24 protein-coding genes are annotated in these 22,478 nt (G+C 30.7%); 5 read left to right on the forward strand and 19 right to left on the reverse strand.

Annotation, left to right across the window (positions count from 1 at the left end; all coding sequences use genetic code 11):
- Positions 1–40: 40 nt before the first annotated feature.
- Genes NBRC110019_RS01865 through NBRC110019_RS01875 form a run of 3 tightly spaced genes read right to left on the reverse strand, consistent with a single transcriptional unit; the run spans position 41 to position 2,419 of the window.
- The gene (locus NBRC110019_RS01865) at positions 41–832 is read right to left on the reverse strand and encodes a TolC family protein (protein WP_281751761.1); all 792 of its coding nucleotides are present in this window, start codon (positions 830–832) and stop codon (positions 41–43) included.
- A complete protein-coding gene (locus NBRC110019_RS01870) occupies positions 829–2,031 on the reverse strand; it encodes a sugar transferase (RefSeq protein ID WP_281751763.1) in 1,203 nt (400 codons plus the stop codon). Before NBRC110019_RS01870 ends, NBRC110019_RS01865 begins: the two co-directional genes overlap by 4 nt.
- 16 nt (positions 2,032–2,047) lie before the next feature.
- Positions 2,048–2,419, reverse strand: coding sequence for a response regulator transcription factor (locus tag NBRC110019_RS01875; protein WP_281751765.1), 372 nt, complete (start codon positions 2,417–2,419; stop codon positions 2,048–2,050).
- Between the two features lie 473 nt (positions 2,420–2,892).
- On the opposite strand from NBRC110019_RS01875, the gene NBRC110019_RS01880 reads away from it, so the two are divergent.
- Together NBRC110019_RS01880 and NBRC110019_RS01885 are read left to right on the forward strand one after the other, a co-directional pair.
- Positions 2,893–4,626 (forward strand): T9SS type A sorting domain-containing protein, encoded by a 1,734-nt coding sequence (locus NBRC110019_RS01880; RefSeq protein WP_281751767.1) that lies wholly within the window; start codon positions 2,893–2,895, stop codon positions 4,624–4,626.
- A gap of 147 nt (positions 4,627–4,773) precedes the next feature.
- Complete coding sequence (locus tag NBRC110019_RS01885) at positions 4,774–5,124, forward strand: DUF2200 domain-containing protein (protein WP_281751769.1); 351 nt, start codon at positions 4,774–4,776, stop codon at positions 5,122–5,124.
- 294 nt (positions 5,125–5,418) lie between these two features.
- On the opposite strand, the gene NBRC110019_RS01890 is transcribed toward NBRC110019_RS01885, so the two are convergent.
- The 12 genes from NBRC110019_RS01890 to NBRC110019_RS01945 all read right to left on the reverse strand — a co-directional run bounded on the left by NBRC110019_RS01890 (position 5,419) and on the right by NBRC110019_RS01945 (position 17,729).
- Complete coding sequence (locus NBRC110019_RS01890) at positions 5,419–5,742, reverse strand: hypothetical protein (RefSeq protein ID WP_281751771.1); 324 nt, start codon at positions 5,740–5,742, stop codon at positions 5,419–5,421.
- Positions 5,743–5,752: 10 nt separating this feature from the next.
- Positions 5,753–5,980, reverse strand: coding sequence for a PD-(D/E)XK nuclease family protein (locus tag NBRC110019_RS01895; protein ID WP_281751773.1), 228 nt, complete (start codon positions 5,978–5,980; stop codon positions 5,753–5,755).
- Between the two features lie 531 nt (positions 5,981–6,511).
- On the reverse strand, positions 6,512–6,751 hold the full coding sequence (locus NBRC110019_RS01900; protein WP_281751775.1) for a hypothetical protein: 240 nt from the start codon (positions 6,749–6,751) through the stop codon (positions 6,512–6,514).
- Between the two features lie 24 nt (positions 6,752–6,775).
- Positions 6,776–7,150 carry a DUF6979 family protein gene (locus NBRC110019_RS01905; RefSeq protein WP_281751777.1) on the reverse strand — a complete coding sequence of 125 codons (375 nt, stop codon included), beginning with the start codon at positions 7,148–7,150 and terminating at the stop codon, positions 6,776–6,778.
- Between the two features lie 3 nt (positions 7,151–7,153).
- Entirely contained in the window at positions 7,154–7,327 is a 174-nt protein-coding gene (locus NBRC110019_RS01910; protein ID WP_281751779.1) for a hypothetical protein, read from the reverse strand.
- 95 nt (positions 7,328–7,422) lie between these two features.
- Positions 7,423–8,418, reverse strand: a complete 996-nt coding sequence (locus NBRC110019_RS01915; protein ID WP_281751781.1) for a hypothetical protein — start codon at positions 8,416–8,418, stop codon at positions 7,423–7,425.
- Positions 8,419–10,407 (reverse strand): ATP-binding protein, encoded by a 1,989-nt coding sequence (locus NBRC110019_RS01920; RefSeq protein WP_281751783.1) that lies wholly within the window; start codon positions 10,405–10,407, stop codon positions 8,419–8,421.
- A 22-nt stretch (positions 10,408–10,429) separates the two neighbouring features.
- Positions 10,430–11,707: a restriction endonuclease subunit S gene (locus NBRC110019_RS01925; RefSeq protein ID WP_281751784.1), complete on the reverse strand. Its 1,278-nt coding sequence runs from the start codon at positions 11,705–11,707 to the stop codon at positions 10,430–10,432.
- Entirely contained in the window at positions 11,700–13,325 is a 1,626-nt protein-coding gene (locus tag NBRC110019_RS01930) for an HsdM family class I SAM-dependent methyltransferase (RefSeq protein WP_281751786.1), read from the reverse strand. Before NBRC110019_RS01930 ends, NBRC110019_RS01925 begins: the two co-directional genes overlap by 8 nt.
- Positions 13,326–13,344: 19 nt before the next feature.
- On the reverse strand, positions 13,345–14,334 hold the full coding sequence (locus NBRC110019_RS01935) for a virulence RhuM family protein/type II toxin-antitoxin system death-on-curing family toxin (RefSeq protein ID WP_281751788.1): 990 nt from the start codon (positions 14,332–14,334) through the stop codon (positions 13,345–13,347).
- A 53-nt stretch (positions 14,335–14,387) separates the two neighbouring features.
- Positions 14,388–17,456 (reverse strand): type I restriction endonuclease subunit R, encoded by a 3,069-nt coding sequence (locus tag NBRC110019_RS01940; RefSeq protein WP_281751790.1) that lies wholly within the window; start codon positions 17,454–17,456, stop codon positions 14,388–14,390.
- A 54-nt stretch (positions 17,457–17,510) separates the two neighbouring features.
- Entirely contained in the window at positions 17,511–17,729 is a 219-nt protein-coding gene (locus NBRC110019_RS01945; RefSeq protein WP_281751792.1) for a helix-turn-helix domain-containing protein, read from the reverse strand.
- Between the two features lie 189 nt (positions 17,730–17,918).
- Here NBRC110019_RS01945 and NBRC110019_RS01950 point away from each other — a divergent pair, with 189 nt between their 5' ends.
- Genes NBRC110019_RS01950 through NBRC110019_RS01960 form a run of 3 tightly spaced genes read left to right on the forward strand, consistent with a single transcriptional unit; the run spans position 17,919 to position 19,759 of the window.
- Entirely contained in the window at positions 17,919–19,085 is a 1,167-nt protein-coding gene (locus NBRC110019_RS01950) for a HEPN domain-containing protein (protein ID WP_281751794.1), read from the forward strand.
- On the forward strand, positions 19,082–19,426 hold the full coding sequence (locus NBRC110019_RS01955) for a hypothetical protein (RefSeq protein ID WP_281751796.1): 345 nt from the start codon (positions 19,082–19,084) through the stop codon (positions 19,424–19,426). The genes NBRC110019_RS01950 and NBRC110019_RS01955 overlap by 4 nt, the downstream gene beginning before the upstream one ends.
- 12 nt (positions 19,427–19,438) lie before the next feature.
- Positions 19,439–19,759, forward strand: coding sequence for a hypothetical protein (locus NBRC110019_RS01960; protein WP_281751798.1), 321 nt, complete (start codon positions 19,439–19,441; stop codon positions 19,757–19,759).
- A gap of 6 nt (positions 19,760–19,765) precedes the next feature.
- On the opposite strand, the gene NBRC110019_RS01965 is transcribed toward NBRC110019_RS01960, so the two are convergent.
- The 4 genes from NBRC110019_RS01965 to NBRC110019_RS01980 are packed head-to-tail and all read right to left on the reverse strand — an operon-like array spanning position 19,766 to position 22,310.
- Positions 19,766–20,080, reverse strand: coding sequence for a DUF6730 family protein (locus NBRC110019_RS01965; protein WP_281751800.1), 315 nt, complete (start codon positions 20,078–20,080; stop codon positions 19,766–19,768).
- Between the two features lie 16 nt (positions 20,081–20,096).
- Positions 20,097–20,960 carry a relaxase/mobilization nuclease domain-containing protein gene (locus NBRC110019_RS01970; protein ID WP_281751802.1) on the reverse strand — a complete coding sequence of 288 codons (864 nt, stop codon included), beginning with the start codon at positions 20,958–20,960 and terminating at the stop codon, positions 20,097–20,099.
- On the reverse strand, positions 20,957–21,472 hold the full coding sequence (gene mbpA / locus NBRC110019_RS01975) for a mobilization protein MbpA (RefSeq protein WP_281751804.1): 516 nt from the start codon (positions 21,470–21,472) through the stop codon (positions 20,957–20,959). Before mbpA ends, NBRC110019_RS01970 begins: the two co-directional genes overlap by 4 nt.
- On the reverse strand, positions 21,450–22,310 hold the full coding sequence (locus NBRC110019_RS01980) for a DUF8464 domain-containing protein (RefSeq protein ID WP_281751806.1): 861 nt from the start codon (positions 22,308–22,310) through the stop codon (positions 21,450–21,452). Before NBRC110019_RS01980 ends, mbpA begins: the two co-directional genes overlap by 23 nt.
- Between the last annotated feature and the right edge of the window lie 168 nt (positions 22,311–22,478).

Here is a 22,478-nt window from a genome sequence, read left to right on the forward strand (position 1 = left end):
ACAAAAAAAAGTAAATTGAACTTTACCATTTGCTTTAAATTTATTCTTGTTCTATTAAATTATTATTTAATTTGATTTCTACCCCTACAGTATTTTCTAAATACATGAAAGCTAGTAGAAATTCAGCTCTGTTTTTTTCAAATTCTTTAAAGGCATCATTCATTTGCTGTTGTAATCTGGTATATTCAGATAAAGGGATTAATCCGTTTTCATAATCAGACTCAGCACGCATAGACTGCACCTTATAAGTATCAATAATGGTATTTGAAACAAGCATTAATCTATGAGCCCGTAAAACATCATTATAATCTAAAATTAGTTTTCGCTCAATTTCAATCATCGATACTTGCTTTTGATATTGTGCTCTTTCCTGAAGCGTCTTTTCTGCATGTACGTTTTTCTTACGGTTAAAAAAGGCTGCCAAAGGTATTTTAAGCGACATACCAACAGTATATCTAGAGGTTTCTGTATTAATTAAGCTTTCATTTGCCTGGGCTACTCCCGTAAGTTGCTCACTACTTAAATAACCATACATACCGTAATTATATACACCTTCTAAGTAGATATATTTTAACCATTCTGCTCTAGCTAGTCTTACGTTTACTTTATAATATTCAATATTAGCTTGGTCATATTTTAATAAAGGAGAATTTTTCCGAGTCCATGCCTTTAGCGTATCTAACGGAGGTAATTTTTTACTAAAATCGGTTTCTTCTAAACTTTTGGTAATAAAATATTCTACATCCTGACTATGAGCAGTTTTATAGGAAAAAAGGACAAATGGAAAAATAAGTAGTGTTAAGAATTTATTTATTGTATTAATTTTAATCATACATTCTCTTTTTGAAAAACCGCTCTAAAGGTTCTAATAATAATCCACATGTCTTTCCAAAATGAAAATTTGTGGTTAGCATACTCAACATACTTATTATCCAGTTCTTTACGTTCTTGTGGAGACATTTTAGAACTCCTACCTCTAGCTTCCACTTGCCATAGTCCGGTAATCCCTGCAGGACCGTTAAAACGCTGTGTCCATTCATCAGTAGTTAATAATTCTGCTTCGTACAAAGGTAATGGTCTATTACCAACAATAGACATATCTCCTTTTAAAACATTGATAAGCTGAGGCAATTCATCAATACTTAATTTTCTGATAATTTTACCCACTTTTGTAATTCTAGGGTCATTGTCAAACTTGATGAATGCATTAGCATTTTCCTCAAATTTAGATTGAATATATGCTGTTTCACTTATTTCTTCATCATCGCTAAAAAGCATCACATCGTTTTCTTTTGATTTAGAAGTAATGGTTGTAATTTCATCCTCTTCAGTATTTTCAACGTTATCTGTACCAACGTATTGATTTAAATGTAAAAACTCTTTCAATCTTTGATCTGCATCGGGGTACATAGATCGTAGCTTATAAAAGTCAAAAATTTTGTATCCGCTTCCCACACGTTTAGAAATGTAATATACTTTTCCTTTAGACTCTAATCTTATAGCTATAATAGTTAGTAGTAATAGCGGAGTAGCACAAAGCAATGCAAAGCCAGCAACTACAATATCAAACAATCTTTTAAAAGGTTTTGGTTTATAGGTTGTATGCTCTTTAACTAATTCGGTATTTATTTCGGTTGAGTTTTGTTTTAAATACCTTAAAAACTCAATTCGTTTTAAAATGTGATTAATATTTATAGGCTTATGATAACAATCATCTATACCGTCTTCTAAAGATTGTTTAATTATTTTATCATTTATTTCATCAGATACTAAGATAAATACAATTGTTTTTGCTTTGTCGTAAATCTTTAAATAATTGTTATAGAAAGAACTACCGCTTTGTCCGGGTAATTTATTTTCGCAAATAATAGCATCTACCTCATGTAACTCATCTAATACTAATGAAGCGTCATACCCACTTTTAAAAACTTTTAAATTAATAGTATTATTTACAGCCTTTAGACCCTCTACTAAATGATTATCGTCTCCTATATATAGTAAAGTTATTTTAGAAGTATTTTTTGTGTTCATTGGGAGTGCCTAGTGTTTACTGGTTAGTATTTTCTAAAATATTCTCGATACGAATTAATAATTCTTCAGGATTAAATGGTTTTACCATATAATCTACTGCACCGGCTTTTAAGCATTCTATACGATCTTTACTACTACTTTTGCAGCTTAGTACCATAACAGGAATTTCAGAAAAGAAACCACTCTGTTTCACCTGATCAATAAATTCTAATCCTCCCATTTTGGGCATCTGTAAATCTGTAATAATTAAATCGGGTACATTTGATTGTTGTAACCAAGCCAAGGCTTCAATACCATTACTTTTAGTGGTAACATCGTAGGAGCTACTTAAAAATTGAGCTACTAAGTCACTTAAAGTCTCTTTATCATCAATTACAAGTATTTTCATATTCATCGTTTTAATGGTTAAAATTTATTTAGGGTTTTAATTGTGGTATAAAATTATTTGCAAAAGCTATGTTTTGCTCGTTAAAAGGGTTAAATGGTACCTTTGTATAGGTGAATGGTCTTTACCTTTCGATATACATTTTCTATTTAAAGATTAAATTAAGTAATTTTTAGCAAATACAAGTGTTTTGTCGGTAAAAAAATATATTTAATCGTAATTCTAAAAAATTACTTTTTTTTTAAACTAAACTTAACATTGTTTAAATATTTCGTTTTAAATATGTTATTACTTATTTGTAAGCTAATATGTTTTGGTAGTGTAGTCTTTTTTGTTTACTAGTGCGTTTAATCTTTCTAATTATTAAATAACAAAGTGTTTTGTGTATTTCATCGATAAATTAATGCTTTTAATCGATAAAATTGTATTTTTATAATGTTATTAACTCCATTTTTAACTAAACCTACTTATTGATTATGCAAACTTTATTAGCTAACATACGTTTTTGTATATATATTCTATTTTTTTTAGCTAGTACTTCAATTATAGCTCAGACATGTAATTGCAGTTACACTTTAGAAGAGGAGGATTTAGACAGTACCACACTTAACAATATTTGGGGCACCAATTTAAATATAGAACCAGGAGATACTATTTGCATACCTGCTGGTAATTATACAGCCATCCGTTTTTATGATCTGGTAGGAACGGCTGAAAATCCTATAATTATTATTAATTGCGGAGGGTTAGTTACTTTCGATGCACCTTCATATTCTGCTATTTCACTTCAAAGAAGCAGTAATGTTAGGTTAACCGGTACCGGTTCTTCTAATTATGAATATGGTATTAAGGTTGCTGGCACCAATTCGTATTCTTCAGGAATTTATATGGAAAATTTTTCAACTGATATTGAAATTGATCATGTTGAAGTAGAAAATACAGGATTTGCCGGAATAATGGGGAAAACTGATCCTTATTGTAACAATTCTAATAGTTGGAGAAGAAACGGGTTTACTATGAAAAATATCAACTTACACCATAATTATATTCATGATACTGGTGGAGAGGGTATTTATTTAGGGTTTACTGGAGGTTATAAGGTAACATCTACCAGAAGTTGTAATGGAGATTTGATATTTGGACACTGGTTGGAAGATATTACTATAGCCTATAATTTAATTGAACGAACTGACTTAGATGGTATTCAGGTAAATCTTGCTCGAGCTAATTGTTTTATACATGATAATGTAGTGCAAGATTATGCTTTGGCTGGTCAGTCATTTCAAGATTTTGCTATGAGTATTGGTGGGGGTGTTTATGAAGTCTATAATAATAGAATGTATAATAGTACAGATAACGATGGGAAAGGAATTCAGTTAATCAGTGTAGATAGTGGAACTAAGTTGTACAATAATATTATCGTAACGCCCAAATTTCACGGTATTTTTATTCACCAAAGACATGAGTTTGAAACATCTAATGAAGGGTTTAAAGTTTTTAATAATACGATAATTGAACCGGAAAATTCAGGAATACATTATAATACCACTATTACAGTTTCAGATGATGCTACTAAAATAGGAACTACTCAAGATACCACACCATCTTATTTCGTAAATAATTTTATCTTAAATCCTGGAAATGATTTTACTATGACAAATACATGGAAAGGAGATTCTGAAAGTTATATAGATTTTAATAATAAAAGTACTCGTGATGGTATGTTGCCTTATACCTTTACAAATCTTACCGTACGAGATACCACAAGCTTATATTTATTAGATGATGATTCAGTAGATGCTTATTCTGTAACAAGTTTAAATTCTATTCTTGTAGACTTGGGTACTGACGTTTCAGTATTCGGATTATATGATGATATAAATGGTACTGCTAGGCTGCAAGGTAGTGGTTACGATATTGGAGCCTATGAGTTGGCATATTCAGGATCTAAGTTTCCTACCATGCCTACAGCGGAAAGTACTGTAAAATTAAAAGTATATCCAAATCCGGCTCAAAACAGCTTTGCCATTAGTGGTAACTCGGTAAGAGGATCTGAAGTTTATATATATACAAGTGCCGGACAATTATTATACAATGGTAAAGATTATGATGGAGAACATATTGATATTTCAAACTTTAGAAAAGGAAATTATTTTGTGAATGTAATTTCAACAGAAGGAGTACAAACGTTGCAATTAGTGAAGTTATAGTTTTTAGTAATAATAATAATTACTATGTTGGAGGGTGGCGGTATCTTAATGATATCGCCTTTTTTTATAGCCATTAAAAATAACGAGATAAACAAATTATAAAATTTTTACTATTTTTAGTTTGATTAGGCTAATTAGATAAACTTCATGAAAAAAAATAGAATATTTACTATGGCCTTAGGTAGTGTATATCCTCATTATATTACCAAGGCGGAAAAAAAGGGCAGAACAAGGGAAGATGTAGATACTATTATATGTTGGTTAACAGGGTATGATTTAGAGGCTTTACATACTCATATTACCAATAGAACAGATTTTGAAACCTTTTTTGAGGAAGCTCCTCAATTACACCCTAATGTCACTAAAATTACTGGATTAATATGTGGGTATAGAGTAGAGGAGATAGAGGATCCGCTAATGCAAAAAATACGATATCTAGATAAATTGATTGATGAACTTGCCAGGGGTAAGGCTATGGAAAAAATATTAAGAAAGTAAATACGTCTTATAAAAAATGCTTTACATTAGAGTTGTCATTAATGACTCTACTAAATATTTAGATCTACTAAAAATTTCATTCCATATGGAATTCCAAAGGAAATAACGGTTATTAAGGTAACCAAAAGTGAGAGAACTGTAGTACTTATATTTAAAGAACGCCTGTAATCTTGATAAGAGTTACAATGATTACATTTTTTAGCTCCTTCTTTTATTTCTTCCTTCCTTCCTTCCTTCCTTACAGGTTTTAAATGTCATAATATATTCAAATTAATGGTTTTCTAAAAATGAATTTTATTTCTCCAATTTAGCATTCAATGCTTTCATAAAGTCGCTAACAAAAATATAAAGGGCTTCATCCTGTTTTGTCATACTTTCATATTCCGAAAAATAAAACCTTTTGTAATAGCCCATCCAATTTTCCTTTGCAGAGAATAGCTTACTATCATATTCTATTTCCTGAATTTTATCTTTAATAGTTTTAAAATATTCTTCTTCAGGTAATTCCTTAACAGATTCTTTTCCAGGATTCCAAAAATGAATATGGGCATCACCATTTTCATAATAAATATCTATCTTAAAGCTATTATCGTTTTCTACAAATTTTTCATAAGTCATATAGAAAGGCTTATATCTGTAAGTCGTGGTAAAAGGTCTTTAAAAATAAGTCTCCTTCTTCGTGTTCGGCTTTTGTGTCTAATAATTTTGCAAGTATATCGCTGTGAAAATTTTCTAAATGGCTACCATATCTTGAAATGGAAAAAATATTGAAACCTATTTTATCTAATTTCAAGGCATTAGTATCCAATTCATTAATAATAGCATTTACCTTCTCATCTTCGAGTAGATTATACATGTTTATTGGTGTTTATTTAGATTATATAGAATGTAATGGTACGTTAGCCTTCTTTATAGTGTAATTAAGTAACTATAAAAGAGGTATCTTTTATAGCATAAAAATATAAAATTATTCCGTACTTTAGCTTAATACGCTCCCCAAAAAAATTAAATAATCATACCTTAGTGGTTATTTATAAAATATAGAGAATTCGAGTATGGCAAAAAAGAAGGATGTTTAGTAGTGTAAGTTCCCCATGAAAACCTAACTGTTTATAAGTATAAATTCTTTCTATTAGATAACTTCCACTTCCTGCTCTGACCATCTAAACTTTGAAGTTATTTTTATGCTTTGCCATATGCACTATTTCTTATTTATACTTTTATTTTACTTCCCCAATACAATATGTAACTATCCTTTAAGCACAGTACTTTAAAGCCTTCAAGGTGTAAATATGGTGTAATACTATGTTTTCTTTTAATATTACTATAGTATCTATCTTACTAAATTATTGTTTTATAATATTTGTGATTTAAAAAATACTCTTGATTAATTATTCTGTATTATCAAACAATACTTAAAGACTCTTTTACTTTTGCGATTAAGTTCATTTGCTACTAAAAAACGTAACGTATTTACTGGTTTAAATTCTTGCTCTGATTTATACTGTTGTATAACTTCATCTAAATTATCGTGGTTAGAATTTATGTGATCAAAAAGTGTTTCTTCACTGTTACTTAAACGATTAAGAATCGTTGCTTTTTGTTTTAAGTTTTCAATGATTTCCATAGTATTTATAACTTCAAATAATATTTACTTTATAAGTCCATTCTCCCAAAGCGCTAAAACAACATCCATTTGTGAATTAGGCCTTTTATCTCCAAGGTTTAACTCCTCCCAAAGTTCCTTTGGAGTATAAGTAGTTTTTGTGTTACTTTTTAAGATATCAATAGCTTTTACAGCATAAGCTTTATTGTCAATTGACCTAGTATATTTCCCTTCAGGTATTCCTTTTACTAAACCTTTTTCGCACAAACCTAAAAAGGCACTTTTCGGGCAATTTTTTTTCTGAGAACTTATGGAATCAAAAAAGTCCTTTTTTACTTCTGCCTTCCAGTTTTCCTCTGGATTTCCTTTTGTTTTAGCCACATTTATAGCTACTTCTCCATATTCATTATAATTAGGCATAAGTTAATTTCTTTTTAATTCATCAAAAGTTTTTCTGTTTTTATATCTCCATGATGTCGAACCACTTGCAGAACTTCCTAAAATGGTAGCGGCTGCAATATTGTTTATTTCTGCTTCACGAATACTAGTTGGCGAACGGTCTGGTAAAAATATTTCTATGGTTTGTGGTTTAGTCATTTTAAATACAATTTTTCTACAATCCTTAGTTAGACAATTTAGATTCCTTGTCTATATCGTGTATAATTTAGCATGAAATTGTTTATATATTTAAATTATTTAATCTTTAATAATTCCTCAATAATGTCTTTTTTAAACTTACTGAACGGACGCTTATGCATATTATCCTCTGATAATTCTATTCCAAAAATTAATCTATATTTTTCTTCTTCTGCCATATTCAATTTATCATCAAATGTATTTTCCAACAAGTTTTTTAAGTAATTTTTAGAATACTTCATCCTCAAATCAATTAGATCTTGAAGCTCCTTTTCACTATGTTTACTGTAGACTAATTTAGTTCCCAGTCCATCTAATGTTCTTTTTGTCTTAGCATCCATTTTGTCTTCATTCAAAAAGGTGATATCGTATTGAGTTGCTGTATTTGGTATAGATGAGAATTTAAATCTTGAAGATATATCTTTATCGAGATATGGATGTAAATATTCATCCGTATTAAAATGAGTTACAGATTTCACAGAAGAATTACATACTGAACATGAAGGAATTAAATTATAGAAAGAAAGTGCAAATAACGGTCTAGAACCTTTGTCAAACCAGTGATCAAATTGACAAGTCATTCCTTTTTCTTCAGCATTTTTTCTAGCGGTAAAAATATATTGTCGATTACAAAACGTACAAGTGTGCTGATCTAACCATTCTGCTAAATCATAATTGAGGCCTTTTGTACCAGTAAACCATCCTTTATAACCTTTATTAGATAATATCTCTGAACAAGCATCGTTAAACTCGTTTAGATCATGACTTACATTACTCCACCAATCTGCTCTTAACTTTAATTCAAGTTGTAACATTTTATCAGGTTTTGCTTTTATTATTTCCTCTAGCTTTGGAATAATAAATTCAAAAAAACGATTATAACCTTCTATTTTTTGTAAACCCCTTGTACAAACTGAACAGTTTAAATCATTACATTTGTAGCCATCTAGGTTACTAGCTTTTTTTCTTCCAAGATGTTTGCTTTTAACCCAACAAGTAACGACTGAATAAAACTTATCTAATGCTTCTAATTGCTCCCCTAAATAAATCATCTAAATCAAATCTTTTAAATTAATCCCTGCTTTTTGAGCCAAATCTTTGATTTGTTTCTCAGTTTGAATTTTATCTATTCTATCTGTAAAAACAGTTTGAAACATCTCCGTTAATTTATAATTCAATAAAGGTTCATCTATTATTTTTATTAGGGCTTCATGCTGGTTTATTATGTCTTCTGACACTTCTGGATTCACCATCCTTTCTATAATAAATGAATTGAGCCAATTTATAGTCTCCTGTATTTTTTCTTTTGCAAAATCTCCCATTAATCCATTTTCCAAAAAGAATGAATCGGTAAGTAAGTCTGTTATATTAGCTGCAAATGTTTTGTGCTTATTTTGATTTGTAAATATTTTACCTTCTTTTAATTTTAAAGTAAACTCTGATGGAATATCAGATAAGATAAAAGGCGAGTGCGTTAAAAACATGATGTTCAAATACTTCACATAGTTTAATTTCGATTTTTCCAGAACATAGAGCAATCTAGATATCGTACTTTTCTGTGCCTGAGGATGGTAATACAATTCTATTTCATCTAAAATTAAGAATACTGAATTATATTTAAGTTTATCTCCTATACTACTATGTACAGAATCTATATTTTTCAGGTGATAAACTATTGAATGTATTGAATAGATTTGCTGTTTCTCACCTGAGCTTAATTGATCAAAATGTGACTTATCTTTGAAGTGAAACCTTGTCATAAATATTGGTGGTGGTAAATAATCAATTGTTTCTGTGAAGAATTGATTATCTCTTAATTCAGCAATACTTTCAATTATTTCATCAAGCTCAAAGTGTTTTGTCCCTTCTTCATGATCAATTTGATAAAGATCATTATGCAAGAAATTTAGCGATTGTCTAATTTTTAAGGTTACATGACTTCGGTCTTGATATAGTTTTTTGAAAAATGATTTCAATTCATTTTTCTGAATATCTGAATATGGAGCACTTTGATTAACAATAAAATTGTATTCTTTATAGTCAAGGTATCTTTCTGTTATTGTCCTTATTTTACGAAAGAGGTATTTTTCTACCTCACCCCTATAAAAAGTAATAGTTACAGGATAATCTTCATCTTTAAAAAACGTCTGGTATAGAGTTCTAATTTTAAAATCTAGATCCTCAGACCTCTTTTCATAAGGAGCTGTTTCTGCTATTTTTTTAGAAGAATCTCTTGATATTTCAATATACTCAATTTCAATATTTTGTAGAATTAAAGATTCATCTGCGGTGTCAATGACATTGGTAAAAACCCTATCTCTAGACAAGTAATTTTCTACATTTATATCGATATTACCTTTAACGCGATACGGATTAATAACCACTGGTAATTGATAACCATCATTTTTATGAAATAATGTTCTTAACCATTCTCCCTCAACATTAGTGTTCAATCCATGATGAGAATAATTTACATACATTGAATAGAAAGGAAAAATAAAATCATTAAAAGGAACCTCTTTTACTAATGAATATGTACTTTCATTTTGCTTAAAAGTTTTAATTTCAAAATTATTTCTTCTTAAAATTATCTGATAAAGTATGTCATCATAAATGTATACAAGCTCTACATTAAGATACTCATTCATCATGTTAATCTCCTTAGCGTATTTAATTTGCCGAAATGCACCAAATCCATCATTATCAGGATCTGACGATTGTTGGTGTTTTGAAATGTGATCTTTTTGTATCCCATAATAAAACATGAAATACAAGAACAGTTCTGCTAAAGCACTCTTTCCACTACCATTACCACCAATAACAGCATTAATTTGAATATTTAAATCTTTAGAATAAAAATTTCTTGGAATGCTGTCTTTTTCGACATTAAAAGCAATCTGGACAATTTCATTTTTATCATTATAAGCAATCGTATATCTCTCGTCAAAAAGATATAACTGGTCAATTTTAAGAATCTTTTTAAAATCTTCGTGGCAGCCTTCTAAAGGTCTTATTCCTATTATTTGAAAGTTTTTTAACATGCCTCTAAATTCTTAATTAACTTTAACTCTTCCAATATTCAACATTACTCTCTGCAACCATACCCAACTCCTGCTCTACCTTTCCAAGACTTCCATCTCGGGAATCCGAAACGCGCACCTGCCCATTCATTAACATAGGTAACAACCAATCTCTAAGTTCTGAGAGTTTTTGATTTTGTTGTTGATTTGAAACAACTGATTTTAAAATTGGACTTATTTTTTTTTCTATTTCTTCACAAAGAGTTATTGGTGGAATTACAATTCTACTTTGCTTTAAATGATCTTGAGTAATATGTCCCATTGTTGTTTTTCTTAAATCTGCAATCATTTTAAAATGTTGTAAATAATTAAGAAGCTCGAAATAATAATATGATTTTGGGTAATCACCTGACGTAACTTTAAAAATATGCTGATTTAATGCTCCATTTCCACCTGACCAAATCATAACTTCTAAAGAAGCTGACCAAGAAAACAAAATATCCCCATCATAAATTTTAATTCTATCTGGAACATCTTTTTTGACCTTTTCTGTTTTTCCTGTAAAGCCATCACGCATTTCCTTAATCTTTATTACTGGAAGATAATTTTCATCAACAGGTCTAAATTTTTGACAAGCCAAACCATTTTGGAAATTAGCAATATCTAATAACGTTCCTACTTCCCAACCCTCAGGAATCTCACGTTTCAATGCCTCATTAAAAACCATTTTTCCACCAGAATATTTATAAGGTTTTCCATTCACATCTGGAAAATCGAACTGTACAAACCAATAATCGTAAAGCGTTTTTGCCATCGCTTCTAATTCTTGGTTTATTTTGTTATTGACTTCTATTTTGGCGTCTAAATCTGAAAGAACTTTGGCTATTTGCTTTTGGGTTTCAAATTTAAAATCTGGATTAGGAAAATCTAATATTTGATTTTTATCTCCACGAGGCATTTTAGTTCCCTTAGAACCATTCATCATATGTTCAAAGAAATCATCTCTAAAAAGGGAATAATACACAAATGTTGAGTCAAAATTCTTTCTTACTTTAAATGTTAAAACATCACTTGAACTACCTCCTGTGTATTTAGCTAGCCATATTTTTTTTAAGTAAGGACGGATATTTGCCACTAAAATATCTCCTTCATCAAATCTCGTTACATTATTTGATGATTGTTTCGGCATTTTTTCTGCATTAACCTTACCCTGTTTATTTTGAAGTAAATTATCTGTTGTTACATATGTACCAACATCAATATCTTCTAAAGAAATTCTAGATTTAGAGTAATCAGCAACTATTTTTAGTGGATTAGTCATACTTCAAACTTTTCAAATTATCTTTAATCTCCTTTTCCAAACTTTTAGATTCAGCAAAAAGGATTTCCAAATTACTTTCAAACCCATTCATTTTTGCAGTAAATTCTTCCTCAGTAATATCTATATATTCAATTTTAACTTCAAAATACTGCCCTGCACTTAGGCTGTATTTTTTAGCTTTTATATCTTCATAAGACACCACAACAGATAAATCGTCCTTAGCTTCTTTCGCATTAAAAACATCTATAATTTGTTGCTCTTCTACTTCGCTTAAAACCGTTTTTTGGTTTTTACCATCTTTTACTTTGGTTCCTAAATTAGAGGCATCTACCAACACCACTTCTTTGGTATTGGTTTTATCTAAAAACAAAATACTTACGTTGGTTCCTGTAGTTGCAAAAATATTAGAAGGCATAGATACTACGCCTGCAAGCATTTTACTCTCTACTAGTTTTTGCCTGATTTTTTTATCTATACCAGATTGTGCGGTTATAAAACCTGTGGGCACCACAATAGCAGCTTTACCTGTCGCTGTTAAGCTATGCATAATGTGTTGTATAAACAGCAAGTAAATAGCCATAGAGTCTTTTTTGGTTTTAGGTATATTGGGTATGCCTGCAAAAAAGCGTTCTTTGTTGGATTTACTTTCTAAATCTGCGCTATAATCAGAAAAATCTAGTTTAAATGGTGGGTTGGAAACTATATAATCGAACTGCTCTAACTGTCCGTTTTCTTGTTTATGATACGGACTTAAAATAGTATTGCCTTGTATGATATTTTGTATAGAGTGTACTAGATTGTTTAAAATAAGGTTTAAACGTAATAAGGCAGACGACTTTTGCGAGATGTCTTGCGAGTAAATGGTACATTTATCTTCACCAATGGCGTGCGCTAGATTCATTAAAAGCGTTCCCGATCCTGCACTTGGGTCGTAACAGGTTACGTTGTTTACATTAGTATCTGTAACCAAACAGGCTGCCATAATTTTGGCTACAGCGTGTGGTGTAAAATACTCGGCATATTTACCACCAGAATTGGTATTGTAATCTTTTATTAAATACTCGAAAATAGTGGCGAAAAAGTCAAATTTCTGCGTAAATATATGCTCAAAACTAAAACCAACTAGTTTATTCACTAATGCTTTGCAGAAGGCATCTTTATTATCAGTTACATATTTACTCAGGTTTTCAAACAACACTACTTTTTCGCCACCTTGTGTGAGTACCGAGAAAATATCGATATTATCTTTGGCTACACTTACTAAGGTTTCATCAAAAATATCTGCAAATTGATCTTTATTTTGTTGTTCGAACAAACGCGACAATAAGTTTTTTGGTGCAATGCGAGCAGTATTTTCGCTTATTTGCATGGTCAGCATTTCTAAATCATCATCAGAGAAGGTTTTAAGGGCTTCATCAAAGTCGTCAGCTTTAGCTAAATCGGGTTCTAGTTGTTTTAACTCGTAAACGTATTTATCGTTTAAAAATTTATATAGAAACACCTGGGTAATTATTTTAAATTCGTTTCCGTCATTCCCTAAACCATAATTAGCACAGACGCTTTTAAGGTCGTCTATAAGTGCTTTGGTTTGAGTTTCAAATTGTGCTGTGCTCGTCATTATATTTAATCTCTCTTTTTTAATTGCTGTTATTCCTATTTAATACGCTAATTACTAAACGTGTTACGGTTTGCATTTCGTCTGGTTTACTAGACGCTATAAAAAGTGTTAAACTCGCTAAAGTATCGTTATTAATAACTGGTTGTTGTTGGTTATTAAAAAGCATGTTGTTTTGCTGTAAAAACTTTAAAAAACAAGCTGCTGCAATACGTTTGTTACCATCTACAAACGAGTGGTTCTTCACTATAAAATACAAAAGCATGGTCGCCTTTTCTTCTATGCTTGGGTAAAAATCGTCGTCTCCAAATCCCTTTGCTATTTGCGCAACAGAACTCTGGAAACTTTTATCTTTTTCTTTTCCAAAGACATCGGAATCAAATTCGGTTAGCATTTCATTAATTATCTTCTGATAATCGTCTAAACTCGGGTAATTGGCTTCTTTTGTAGTTAAACCTTTAGCATCTAACTCTTCATGATCATAATCATCTAACAAGCTTAAACCTTTAGCAAAGGTTTCTAAAATTATATTGTCTGAAACCTTTTCTTCAATAGCTTTGCTTACCGTTCTAGTTAAAATATGAATTCCGTCTTTTAGTAACTTTACTTCTTGTTCTTTTTGCTCTAAACGTTTTTCATTAAGCGCGTAGCCTTTAACTAGATAGTCTTTCAAAATAGCATTTGCCCATTTTCTAAATGCAGTTCCTTTTTTAGAATTCACCCTATAACCTACAGAAAGAATTGCATCTAGATTATAAACATTTATTGTCCTTTTGACTTCTCTATCTCCTTCTTTTTGAACTTGTGCAATTTTTGCACTAGTTGCCTCTTTATCTAATTCATTAGAATTATAAATGTTTTTTAGATGACGACTAATAGAAGTTCTGTCTGTATCAAACAGCGCTTCAAGTTGATATTGGTCTAACCAAATAGTTTCTCCTTCTAGTCTTACATCTATTGTAATACCAGAATCTTTATCTTGATAGATTACTATTTGACTATTCTTACTCATTTCTTTTTTTTAAACTGTCGCACATTTTGCGATAGTTAATTTTTAAACTTCCATTAAGCAACATAACCGTTGTATTCGTTCATGTATTCTTTTACGATAAGACTATTTATGCGTCTTACATCGGTTGTATTAATGTCAATCTTTTGTTCTTTTTTAAATTGGCTAACTACTAAACGCATCATCATTTTTTCTACATAACTCTCGTTTTCTAATAACTTAGAGTTTTGCAAAATCTCTTTATCTACTGCTGTTTTTAAGCCTTTTAAGGCTTCAAACAATTTACGTTCACTATCCGTTAATGGGTCTTTTTCCATTAAACGTTTATGAATACGCGCATATTTAGCATCATAATCGTATTTTGCTTTCAGCAATTGATTTTCACGCTCTAGCTTTTTTGCTTTGTCATAGATTTCGTTTAAAGCTTTTATGTTCGCTTCCATTTCCTCCTTAGTGACTTCACTTAAATTCTTCTTTTTAAACAAACGCTCTAATTCCTCACGTAAAGAAATAAAGATAGGGTCTTTCTGGTCAAAGTTCCCTGCTAACATTTCTCTTGTTTTACCTAAGGTGTTTTTTAGTTCGTCTGCCAATATCATTTCTTCCTCTTTCACTTTGGTAAAAGCAAAAATAACATCTTCTAAAGCAGTATTTAAAATATTATCGGTATCTACATTGTTTTCTAATGCAATTCTTGTGTTTATTAATGCTAATCTCTCGTTAGTTAATCGTGCTAACACAGATAGTTTTCTAAAGTCTAATTTTTCGAGTAATTCAAAATTACCAGACAAACGAATGAGGTTATATAATTCTTTTGAATTGTTTAAAACCTTGGCAATTTGACGAATTTCCGAACGCTCATTTATTTCTGAAATTTGCTCGCCAAAAACAGTTGCATTTTCTGTATTAAATTTAAAAAGAACGTCTTTAATTTCCTCAATCTCTTCTTTTATCTCTTCAGGTTTTTTAAACAGATTAGAATAATGCTGCATCTCATCGCCTAACTCGCTTTGTAACTCGTTAAAGTAATCTTGATTGGTTTTATCGAACTCTTTCTGTATATCTGCAAAATCAACAACATAACCATATTTATGGGTTTTATAGGTTCTATTTACACGCGTAAGTGTTTGCAATAGGTTATGCGATTTTATCTTTCTCCCTATATATAATTTCTTTAAGCGTTTTGCATCAAAACCAGTCAATAACATATTATATACAAAAAGTAAATCGAGCTTACCAACCTTAAAATCAGACACCCAATCTCTACGATCTTGTTTGGTGCCAATATCATGTAAAATAACCTGTGCTTTGTTTACTTTACTTTCTTCTTTTTTCTTGTTGCCATAACTAGCAGGCTCTTCTGCTACTTGAAGTAAATGAGATTCTGATTTTTCAGCGTATTTATTTTGAAAAATCTCTTGCATCATTTTAGCTTGATCGGAAGAATCGCAAACTACCATACCACCAATACTATTATCATTCATAGATATCCTAGCTTGTTCCATATCTTTAACAATATAGTCAAGCATTGGTTCTACAAATCGATGGTCTGCATAGAGTTTCTTTTTATCAATATTACCTTGTAATACTTTAATGTTTTCTAGGGCTTCTTGTAATACAAGCTTGTAATTGGTCTCAATTTCCTCACGAATTAATCGCAAGGTATAACCATCTTTTATAGAAAGATTATAATAGTATTTATGAATATAATCGCCAAATAAGGTTTTGGAATTATATTCTGAACCTAGTAATGGTGTTCCTGTTAATCCTATTTTTATGGAATGTTTATCTGCTAATTCTAAATTCGCTAAAAAGCTACCTTTCGGATTATAACTGCGATGCACTTCATCTAAAAAGAACACACGCTGAACTTTTAAATTGTAATCGTTATTTTTTATTACATCAGGATCATCTTTAAACTTCTGAATATTAACAACTGTAATTTCAGCCTTTCCAGAACTGTTATGTAAAACGCTTGTCGATTTTATATCTCGACTAAACGCCTCTCTAGAATCTACTTTATGTACAACCAAACCACGAGCAGTAAATTCTTTTGCTGCTTGGGTTAATAAATCTAAACGATCTACAATAAAGTAAAACTTAGGAATGATATTATTCTTCTGAAAATAATGCGTGAGGTACTTTACATTAAAATACGCTAAAGCTGTTTTCCCTGAACCTTGCGTGTGCCAAATGATGCCTTTTTTAATACCGTTTTCCAACTTGTTTTCTATTGCTTTAGTAGCAAATAGCTGTGGATAACGCATAATGTGTTTCTCTAAGCCTTTTTCTTCTTCTACATAAGCAAAAGCATAACGCAAAATGAATTTTAAACGCTCCCGTTGAAATAAAGACGTTGCAATAGAATTGGTTGCTGTATGTAGATTTTTATTAGATTGATATTCTTTATTACTTTTTATACTAAGTAGATTAGTATCCTTTAAAACAAAGTTTTCTTCTTCCTCTGAAAGTGGTTGTAGTAACGATGCTAAATCAAAAGTTTCTTCTTCTCTGAAATAATTGAAGATTGGTTTTTTATAATTTGTTGTACTATAAAAAGCACCTTCAAGCATTTGTGTATCCTCTTCACTATAAGCCATGTTATTTGAAAATACCATGAGTTGTGTCAAGTTAATAAACTTTCGGAACTTTTTATTCTGAAAACGCCTTTGCATACGTCTATGCTCCTCTTGAACGCCATTTCTATTATTTGGCTTTTTCACCTCAATAAAAACTAAAGGCATACCATTAATTAAAAGAATGATATCAGGTCTAAATGACTCATCATCTTTAGTATATGATAATTCTGTAACGACATAAAATGAGTTATTATCAAAATTCTCAAAGTCAATAAGTTTAACTCCAGATTGATCTATTAATTTATTGTAAAAAGCACGTCCTAAATCTTCATTTTCTAATGAAATTGAAATATCATCATAAACCTTTTGAATATCCTTATCGGACATAGTAGGGTTTATTTGTTGAATTTGCTTATTAAAAATTGAAGTAAAAATATTGGTGTTTTCATCCCATACATTGTTTTTCAATGACAGATACTTATACCCCAATTGAATTAGATGCAGAATTGAAGGAATCTTAACTCTTGAGTCTTCGTTGAATATCATATTTTAATAAAAAACTAATGTAAGAAAATAATGTGATATATAAATCTATACAAACTACTCTTTGACCAGTTTAAGGTCTTTACAGACTTCTTTTAATAAATCACCAGGATCAACATCAATAGCCAAAGCAATTAAATAAAGTTCATCAGCTCGTAATTTAGTAGATTTATTTCCACTCAATTGACTCAAGCGAGATTTACTTATTCCAGTTCTTCTACCAACCTCTGCTTTATTTATAGATTTTTTAGTTAAATATAATCCTAGATTAGTCATAATAAATATCTCTTTTGAATACATAAATATAGAAAGTATACACTTTTGTATGAAATAATTACACTTTTATTTTGAATTTGGATATATTTTAAATACATTAGTATCGATTTTTTACACAATTGTATAACAAATAGATACATGTGTTTTGCGTATTCAATATAAGTTCACTTGAAATAACTAGAAAGTATTATGAAAAATGAAATTCGAACTCAACAAGACCATATTCTGAATAAACTAAAATCTCTTTTGGAAATTAAATATATCTACGAGACAAGAATAGAAAAAGAAGACTCCATCAAGCCTATATTTATTGTAATACTGAAAGGAAAAAGCAGTTCATTAACCCAAGAATTATCGGCAATGGTTGCTAAAATATTTCAAGAAGAAACAGATTTTTTATATCGAATATTTTCATTTGAATATGCTAAGCAACAACTAAAAGAAGAAAACCTATTCTTTGTTCATGGCTGTACTTGGAATAAACTAGTATTTCATAATCCTGATGATGAATTAGACAGCTTTCATGAACACCATATACCAGAAAAAACACTAAACAACATGCAATTGACTTTCGAAAAAGAATGTCATAAAATGACTGTGTTTTTGGAGGGCGCGATCTTTTTTATAGAAAACAAGAATCTTTCTCATGCCACCTATATGCTACACCAACATATAGAATTATGGTTTCGCTTTGCGGCTCTTTTTATAATGGGCAAGGAACGCAAAAGCCATAGTATTAAAGAGCTTCAAACCTATATAAAAGCATTTTCACCTGAACTAGGAAAACTTTTTAATACACAAATAGAAGAGGAGCAAAACCTTTTAAAATTATTAGATGATGCTTATATAACAACACGCTATGAAAACAATTACCATATCAACTTGGAGCAAATCCATAAAATATTAGAGAAAGCCCATAAAATGGAAGCATTGGCTACGTCACTATTCATAAACAAACTGAATACCTGTATTGTTGAAGTATCAAATACTAAAGATATCAAAGTTACTCAACAACAAAGCTCAGAACCAAATGACATGGAGTTATCCAATTTCATTAAATCCTTATCCAAAAAGGATTTTTCTTCTTTGTCTCCTTATCCTTTTAAAGAAGGACATTATACCATTGGATTAGTTACTGAAGGCTATTTAGAGACTTCGTTCATGATTTCGAATCTGTTAAAGGTCTGCATATTAGCCATGGAAGCCGATTACTGCTCAACACGTTCTATATCTGACCCAGAACATAACATCAAAGAAGTGTTAGGGTATGTCTTGGATATGATTCCGCATAATGAAATGGAGCTTTTGGATGTTATTCGAGATTTAGCCTTAGAACCAGAAATCAACAGCCGATGAAAGAAAAAAAGAAATTAAAGACAATACAGAAGCATATTAAAAACTTCTCTGGAGTCCGCATGGAATCTCATGGCAACAGGACAAGAAAGACCATAGGTTTTGAGGTGTCAGACCATGAGGATATTACTAGTAGTATTTCTGCGCTATTAGAAGTCTGTTATTATGCACTAGATGGCAATGGTGTTTTTGTTTATCCCAAACATAGCAATAAAGCGCCAATAACTAGCGTGACCAAAGTACTAGAAATGGTTATTGACCTATTACCTCATGACCAAATGTTTTGTTTGGACAAAATCACCGAAATCCTTTCATCACAGGAACTCAAAAAGAAAGCACCTTAAATAAAATAGGATATGAAATCAAAAAAGAAGGCACTTGAAAAATTAATAAAATCAGCTAAGTATAAATTAGATACATTAGAGCCATCAGATATTCAAAAAGGTAAATTTAAGGCTACTTACTTACAATTTGAAGGCTATTTAGATTTATTCACCACTATTGAAGCTTTAATGAATGTCAGTATTTTGGCTACTCAAGGAGATACTTATTGTCCTCCGCATATAAAGGATCATGGTAAAGACATTCGTAAAACCCTAGAATTGGCACAAAAACTTCTACCCTTTGAAGAAGGTGAATTTTTGGATGATGTATCTGCTTTAATGAAGCGACCTTAATCAAATTTATTTCAGAAACATATAGGAAACAAGACCGACAGAAGTAACCACACAAATAATAAACACCACCACCGCCCAAGCAGGATATATTTTAGCTTGGTTTATTTTATTGCTAAAACGTTTTTCAAAACCTTCTAATGTTTTTTTATGAAACTCCATCTGTTGTTGATGTGATTCAATTATAGATTTGTATTCGGATATCTCCATTTTAATTTTAGTTTCTTTTAACTGTTCATTAATTTTTTCTAGTTTCTCAATACCATTATTAAAGTCATTGATTTCATTAACCAATAAGGCTGTTAGTTCTTCAAGTTTTGTCATAATTACTCTGTTTAATTTAATATCCTATGCCCACCCCTTTATCAATGGCTCTTTTAATAATGAATTTGGTGATTTTTAAAGCTAAGTTTGGTGTCAGGTCAATTACTTTACCAGCAAGTTTGATACTTACATGGTTTTCTTTTAATATGCTTGCTCCATTTATTCCTGACATTTGTTTTCCAATATTCCCAAGAGACATATTGCGATGTACCTCGCTACCTTTAAGATTGTGACCATCAAACTCAAACCGAAAGCCCTGTAGTTTGTTTTGATTATTTATTGTTGGTATGACTTTTACCCCATTGGCTTGCATGGATTTTATATAATCATCAAAAGATTTGGGTTTGAATTGTTTCATAGTTAGGTCATGCCTGCGTTTGATCTCAGTTCGTATTTCTTTTAGATTAAATTCCTTTTCAAATTGGATTTGCTTAACGGTGGTCAGTCCCATACTTTCAGCGACTTTTTCTGCTGCAAGCTGACTTCGTTTCCCAATAAAACTATCGTTATAAGCAACGCCTTTAAAATCGATACGATTGACATATAAATGGATGTGTTTATGTTCTTTGTCTTGGTGCACAAAGGCTATTGCTTGTCGTTCTCTTAGTTGCATCTCTTTTATAAATTGTCTTGTTATGACTTCTAATTCCTTTTTATTTAGACTTTTACCATCTTCTATGGTTGGACTAATCACAAATGATAAGGTATTCTTTTTACAATGGTAATTTTGGTCCTGGAGCATTTTAAATTCTTGAGTAATTTCTTTTGGAGAATCTCCATGCAGAAATTCCTTTAATACGATGTCTGCATCTTTTTCCTGATTCCATCCATAAGCCATAGAGGCTCTAGTATGTGATATGCTTTTTCCTTTACCTATCATTTTTGAAACTTTTTAAGATGTATTTTTATTTCGTTTGCTAAGTCATAGACTTCTTGGGTTAGTTTTGGATTTCGTTTTTTGTACATGTTTCCAATGGACTTAAAATTGTTATGATATTTAATAAGCATTTTATAAATCGCTATATGTTCATCTGTAAAACGTTCTGTGATTTCTTTGTCAAATAGACAACGTCGTATATATTCACTTAAACTCAATCCGCTGCTTTTTGCTTTAATATTCAAAAGCTTCTTTTCATAAATAGAACATCGAAACTTAACGAGATCACCCTTCCCCTTAAACACTCTTTTTCCTTTGCGACCATGGGGAGCAAACAAGAATGTGTCCACAGACACACATCTTGAATTCCTACCTAAGACCATTTCCGTTTCCGATACATGCCGTTCTAAATCCAATACAATACTATCTGAACTATTAAGTACATCAGTAGGAATCTTTAGAGTCTGCTCCTGATCTTCTATGGATTTAAAATCAAATTTGTTTGTTTTTGTCATGGCTTATCAAATCGTTTAAATCTTTATAGTTTTTATAAATATGTCTTTGGTCTATGACATGAGTGTGTTTATCAATCAAGCGCATTGTAGCTAGCTGCCCTGCCTTGTCATTATCCAAGTAGAGCTGTACCCATTCGTAATTATCTAAATGGATTTCAATAAGCTTTATAAATGCAATAGAGTTTAATACAAGGACATCTGAAGTTTTTAATACCTTATCATCTAATATTGCAAGTGATAACAAATCAAACATCCCTTCTAGAATGATTAATTGTTTGCTATTATTTTGGATATAGGTATAAGATTTCGGGCTACTACTGTTTTTAAAAATCTTGTTGCGTAATTCCCAACCATCTTTATTGTTTTTTAGTCCTATGGCGAAAAATTCAGTTGCCTTATACTGGTACCAAACTTCTTTACAATAGGTGTTTGCTATATTTAATGGAATACCTCTAGAATTTAAATATTGAATTAAAGCAGGATGTGTAATATCTAGAACTTTAATAATCTTAATAACGCCTGCATTCTTATTAGAAGTCCATTGTTTTTTAGATGAGTTATTTACAATGCCATCATTTAAAAATTCTAGAGTATCTTTTATAGAACACTTTAAAATCTGACAGACTAAATCGATCACATTTCCGCCAATACCTTCACCGTGGTCATACCATCGATTTTTTGTTTTAGATACTTTAAAAGAGGCTTGGGTTTCTGACCTGAAAGGACTCAGAAACCAAGCTTCTTTTTCCGTTGTCTTTTTGGGAAAGTGTCCTAATTTTTCCAGTGCTTTTTCCACTGGAAAATTACGGGCTGTTTCACAATTTATTTTTCTTTTCATAAGCCAATGTGTTTTTAGGTGATTCTTTGATGATATGATGACAGCACCCTTTAACACCTTATTATCATTGGGTTCCCAATGTCATCATTTCGTCATCACATCATCGTTTATCCTTTATTATACTTCTTTTCTGTCATCATTATTTTTTTTGATGACAAAATGATGACA

The organism is Neptunitalea chrysea, from assembly GCF_027924145.1.
Classification (GTDB): Bacteria; Bacteroidota; Bacteroidia; order Flavobacteriales; family Flavobacteriaceae; genus Neptunitalea; species Neptunitalea chrysea.

Bases quoted from the DNA above. Each gene is read 5' to 3' on its own strand.
- NBRC110019_RS01945 (WP_281751792.1), bottom strand. From the start codon at position 17,729: ATGACTAATCTAGGATTATATTTAACTAAAAAATCTATAAATAAAGCA.
- NBRC110019_RS01935 (WP_281751788.1), bottom strand. From the start codon at position 14,334: ATGAGTAAGAATAGTCAAATAGTAATCTATCAAGATAAAGATTCTGGT.
- NBRC110019_RS01930 (WP_281751786.1), bottom strand. From the start codon at position 13,325: ATGACGAGCACAGCACAATTTGAAACTCAAACCAAAGCACTTATAGAC.
- NBRC110019_RS01965 (WP_281751800.1), bottom strand. From the start codon at position 20,080: ATGACAAAACTTGAAGAACTAACAGCCTTATTGGTTAATGAAATCAAT.
- mbpA (WP_281751804.1), bottom strand. From the start codon at position 21,472: ATGACAAAAACAAACAAATTTGATTTTAAATCCATAGAAGATCAGGAG.
- NBRC110019_RS01950 (WP_281751794.1), top strand. From the start codon at position 17,919: ATGAAAAATGAAATTCGAACTCAACAAGACCATATTCTGAATAAACTA.
- NBRC110019_RS01900 (WP_281751775.1), bottom strand. From the start codon at position 6,751: ATGGAAATCATTGAAAACTTAAAACAAAAAGCAACGATTCTTAATCGT.
- NBRC110019_RS01970 (WP_281751802.1), bottom strand. From the start codon at position 20,960: ATGATAGGTAAAGGAAAAAGCATATCACATACTAGAGCCTCTATGGCT.
- NBRC110019_RS01875 (WP_281751765.1), bottom strand. From the start codon at position 2,419: ATGAAAATACTTGTAATTGATGATAAAGAGACTTTAAGTGACTTAGTA.
- NBRC110019_RS01885 (WP_281751769.1), top strand. From the start codon at position 4,774: ATGAAAAAAAATAGAATATTTACTATGGCCTTAGGTAGTGTATATCCT.
- NBRC110019_RS01925 (WP_281751784.1), bottom strand. From the start codon at position 11,707: ATGACTAATCCACTAAAAATAGTTGCTGATTACTCTAAATCTAGAATT.
- NBRC110019_RS01880 (WP_281751767.1), top strand. From the start codon at position 2,893: ATGCAAACTTTATTAGCTAACATACGTTTTTGTATATATATTCTATTT.
- NBRC110019_RS01910 (WP_281751779.1), bottom strand. From the start codon at position 7,327: ATGACTAAACCACAAACCATAGAAATATTTTTACCAGACCGTTCGCCA.
- NBRC110019_RS01915 (WP_281751781.1), bottom strand. From the start codon at position 8,418: ATGATTTATTTAGGGGAGCAATTAGAAGCATTAGATAAGTTTTATTCA.
- NBRC110019_RS01890 (WP_281751771.1), bottom strand. From the start codon at position 5,742: ATGACTTATGAAAAATTTGTAGAAAACGATAATAGCTTTAAGATAGAT.
- NBRC110019_RS01905 (WP_281751777.1), bottom strand. From the start codon at position 7,150: ATGCCTAATTATAATGAATATGGAGAAGTAGCTATAAATGTGGCTAAA.
- NBRC110019_RS01955 (WP_281751796.1), top strand. From the start codon at position 19,082: ATGAAAGAAAAAAAGAAATTAAAGACAATACAGAAGCATATTAAAAAC.
- NBRC110019_RS01870 (WP_281751763.1), bottom strand. From the start codon at position 2,031: ATGAACACAAAAAATACTTCTAAAATAACTTTACTATATATAGGAGAC.
- NBRC110019_RS01960 (WP_281751798.1), top strand. From the start codon at position 19,439: ATGAAATCAAAAAAGAAGGCACTTGAAAAATTAATAAAATCAGCTAAG.
- NBRC110019_RS01980 (WP_281751806.1), bottom strand. From the start codon at position 22,310: ATGAAAAGAAAAATAAATTGTGAAACAGCCCGTAATTTTCCAGTGGAA.
- NBRC110019_RS01940 (WP_281751790.1), bottom strand. From the start codon at position 17,456: ATGATATTCAACGAAGACTCAAGAGTTAAGATTCCTTCAATTCTGCAT.
- NBRC110019_RS01920 (WP_281751783.1), bottom strand. From the start codon at position 10,407: ATGTTAAAAAACTTTCAAATAATAGGAATAAGACCTTTAGAAGGCTGC.
- NBRC110019_RS01865 (WP_281751761.1), bottom strand. From the start codon at position 832: ATGATTAAAATTAATACAATAAATAAATTCTTAACACTACTTATTTTT.
- NBRC110019_RS01895 (WP_281751773.1), bottom strand. From the start codon at position 5,980: ATGTATAATCTACTCGAAGATGAGAAGGTAAATGCTATTATTAATGAA.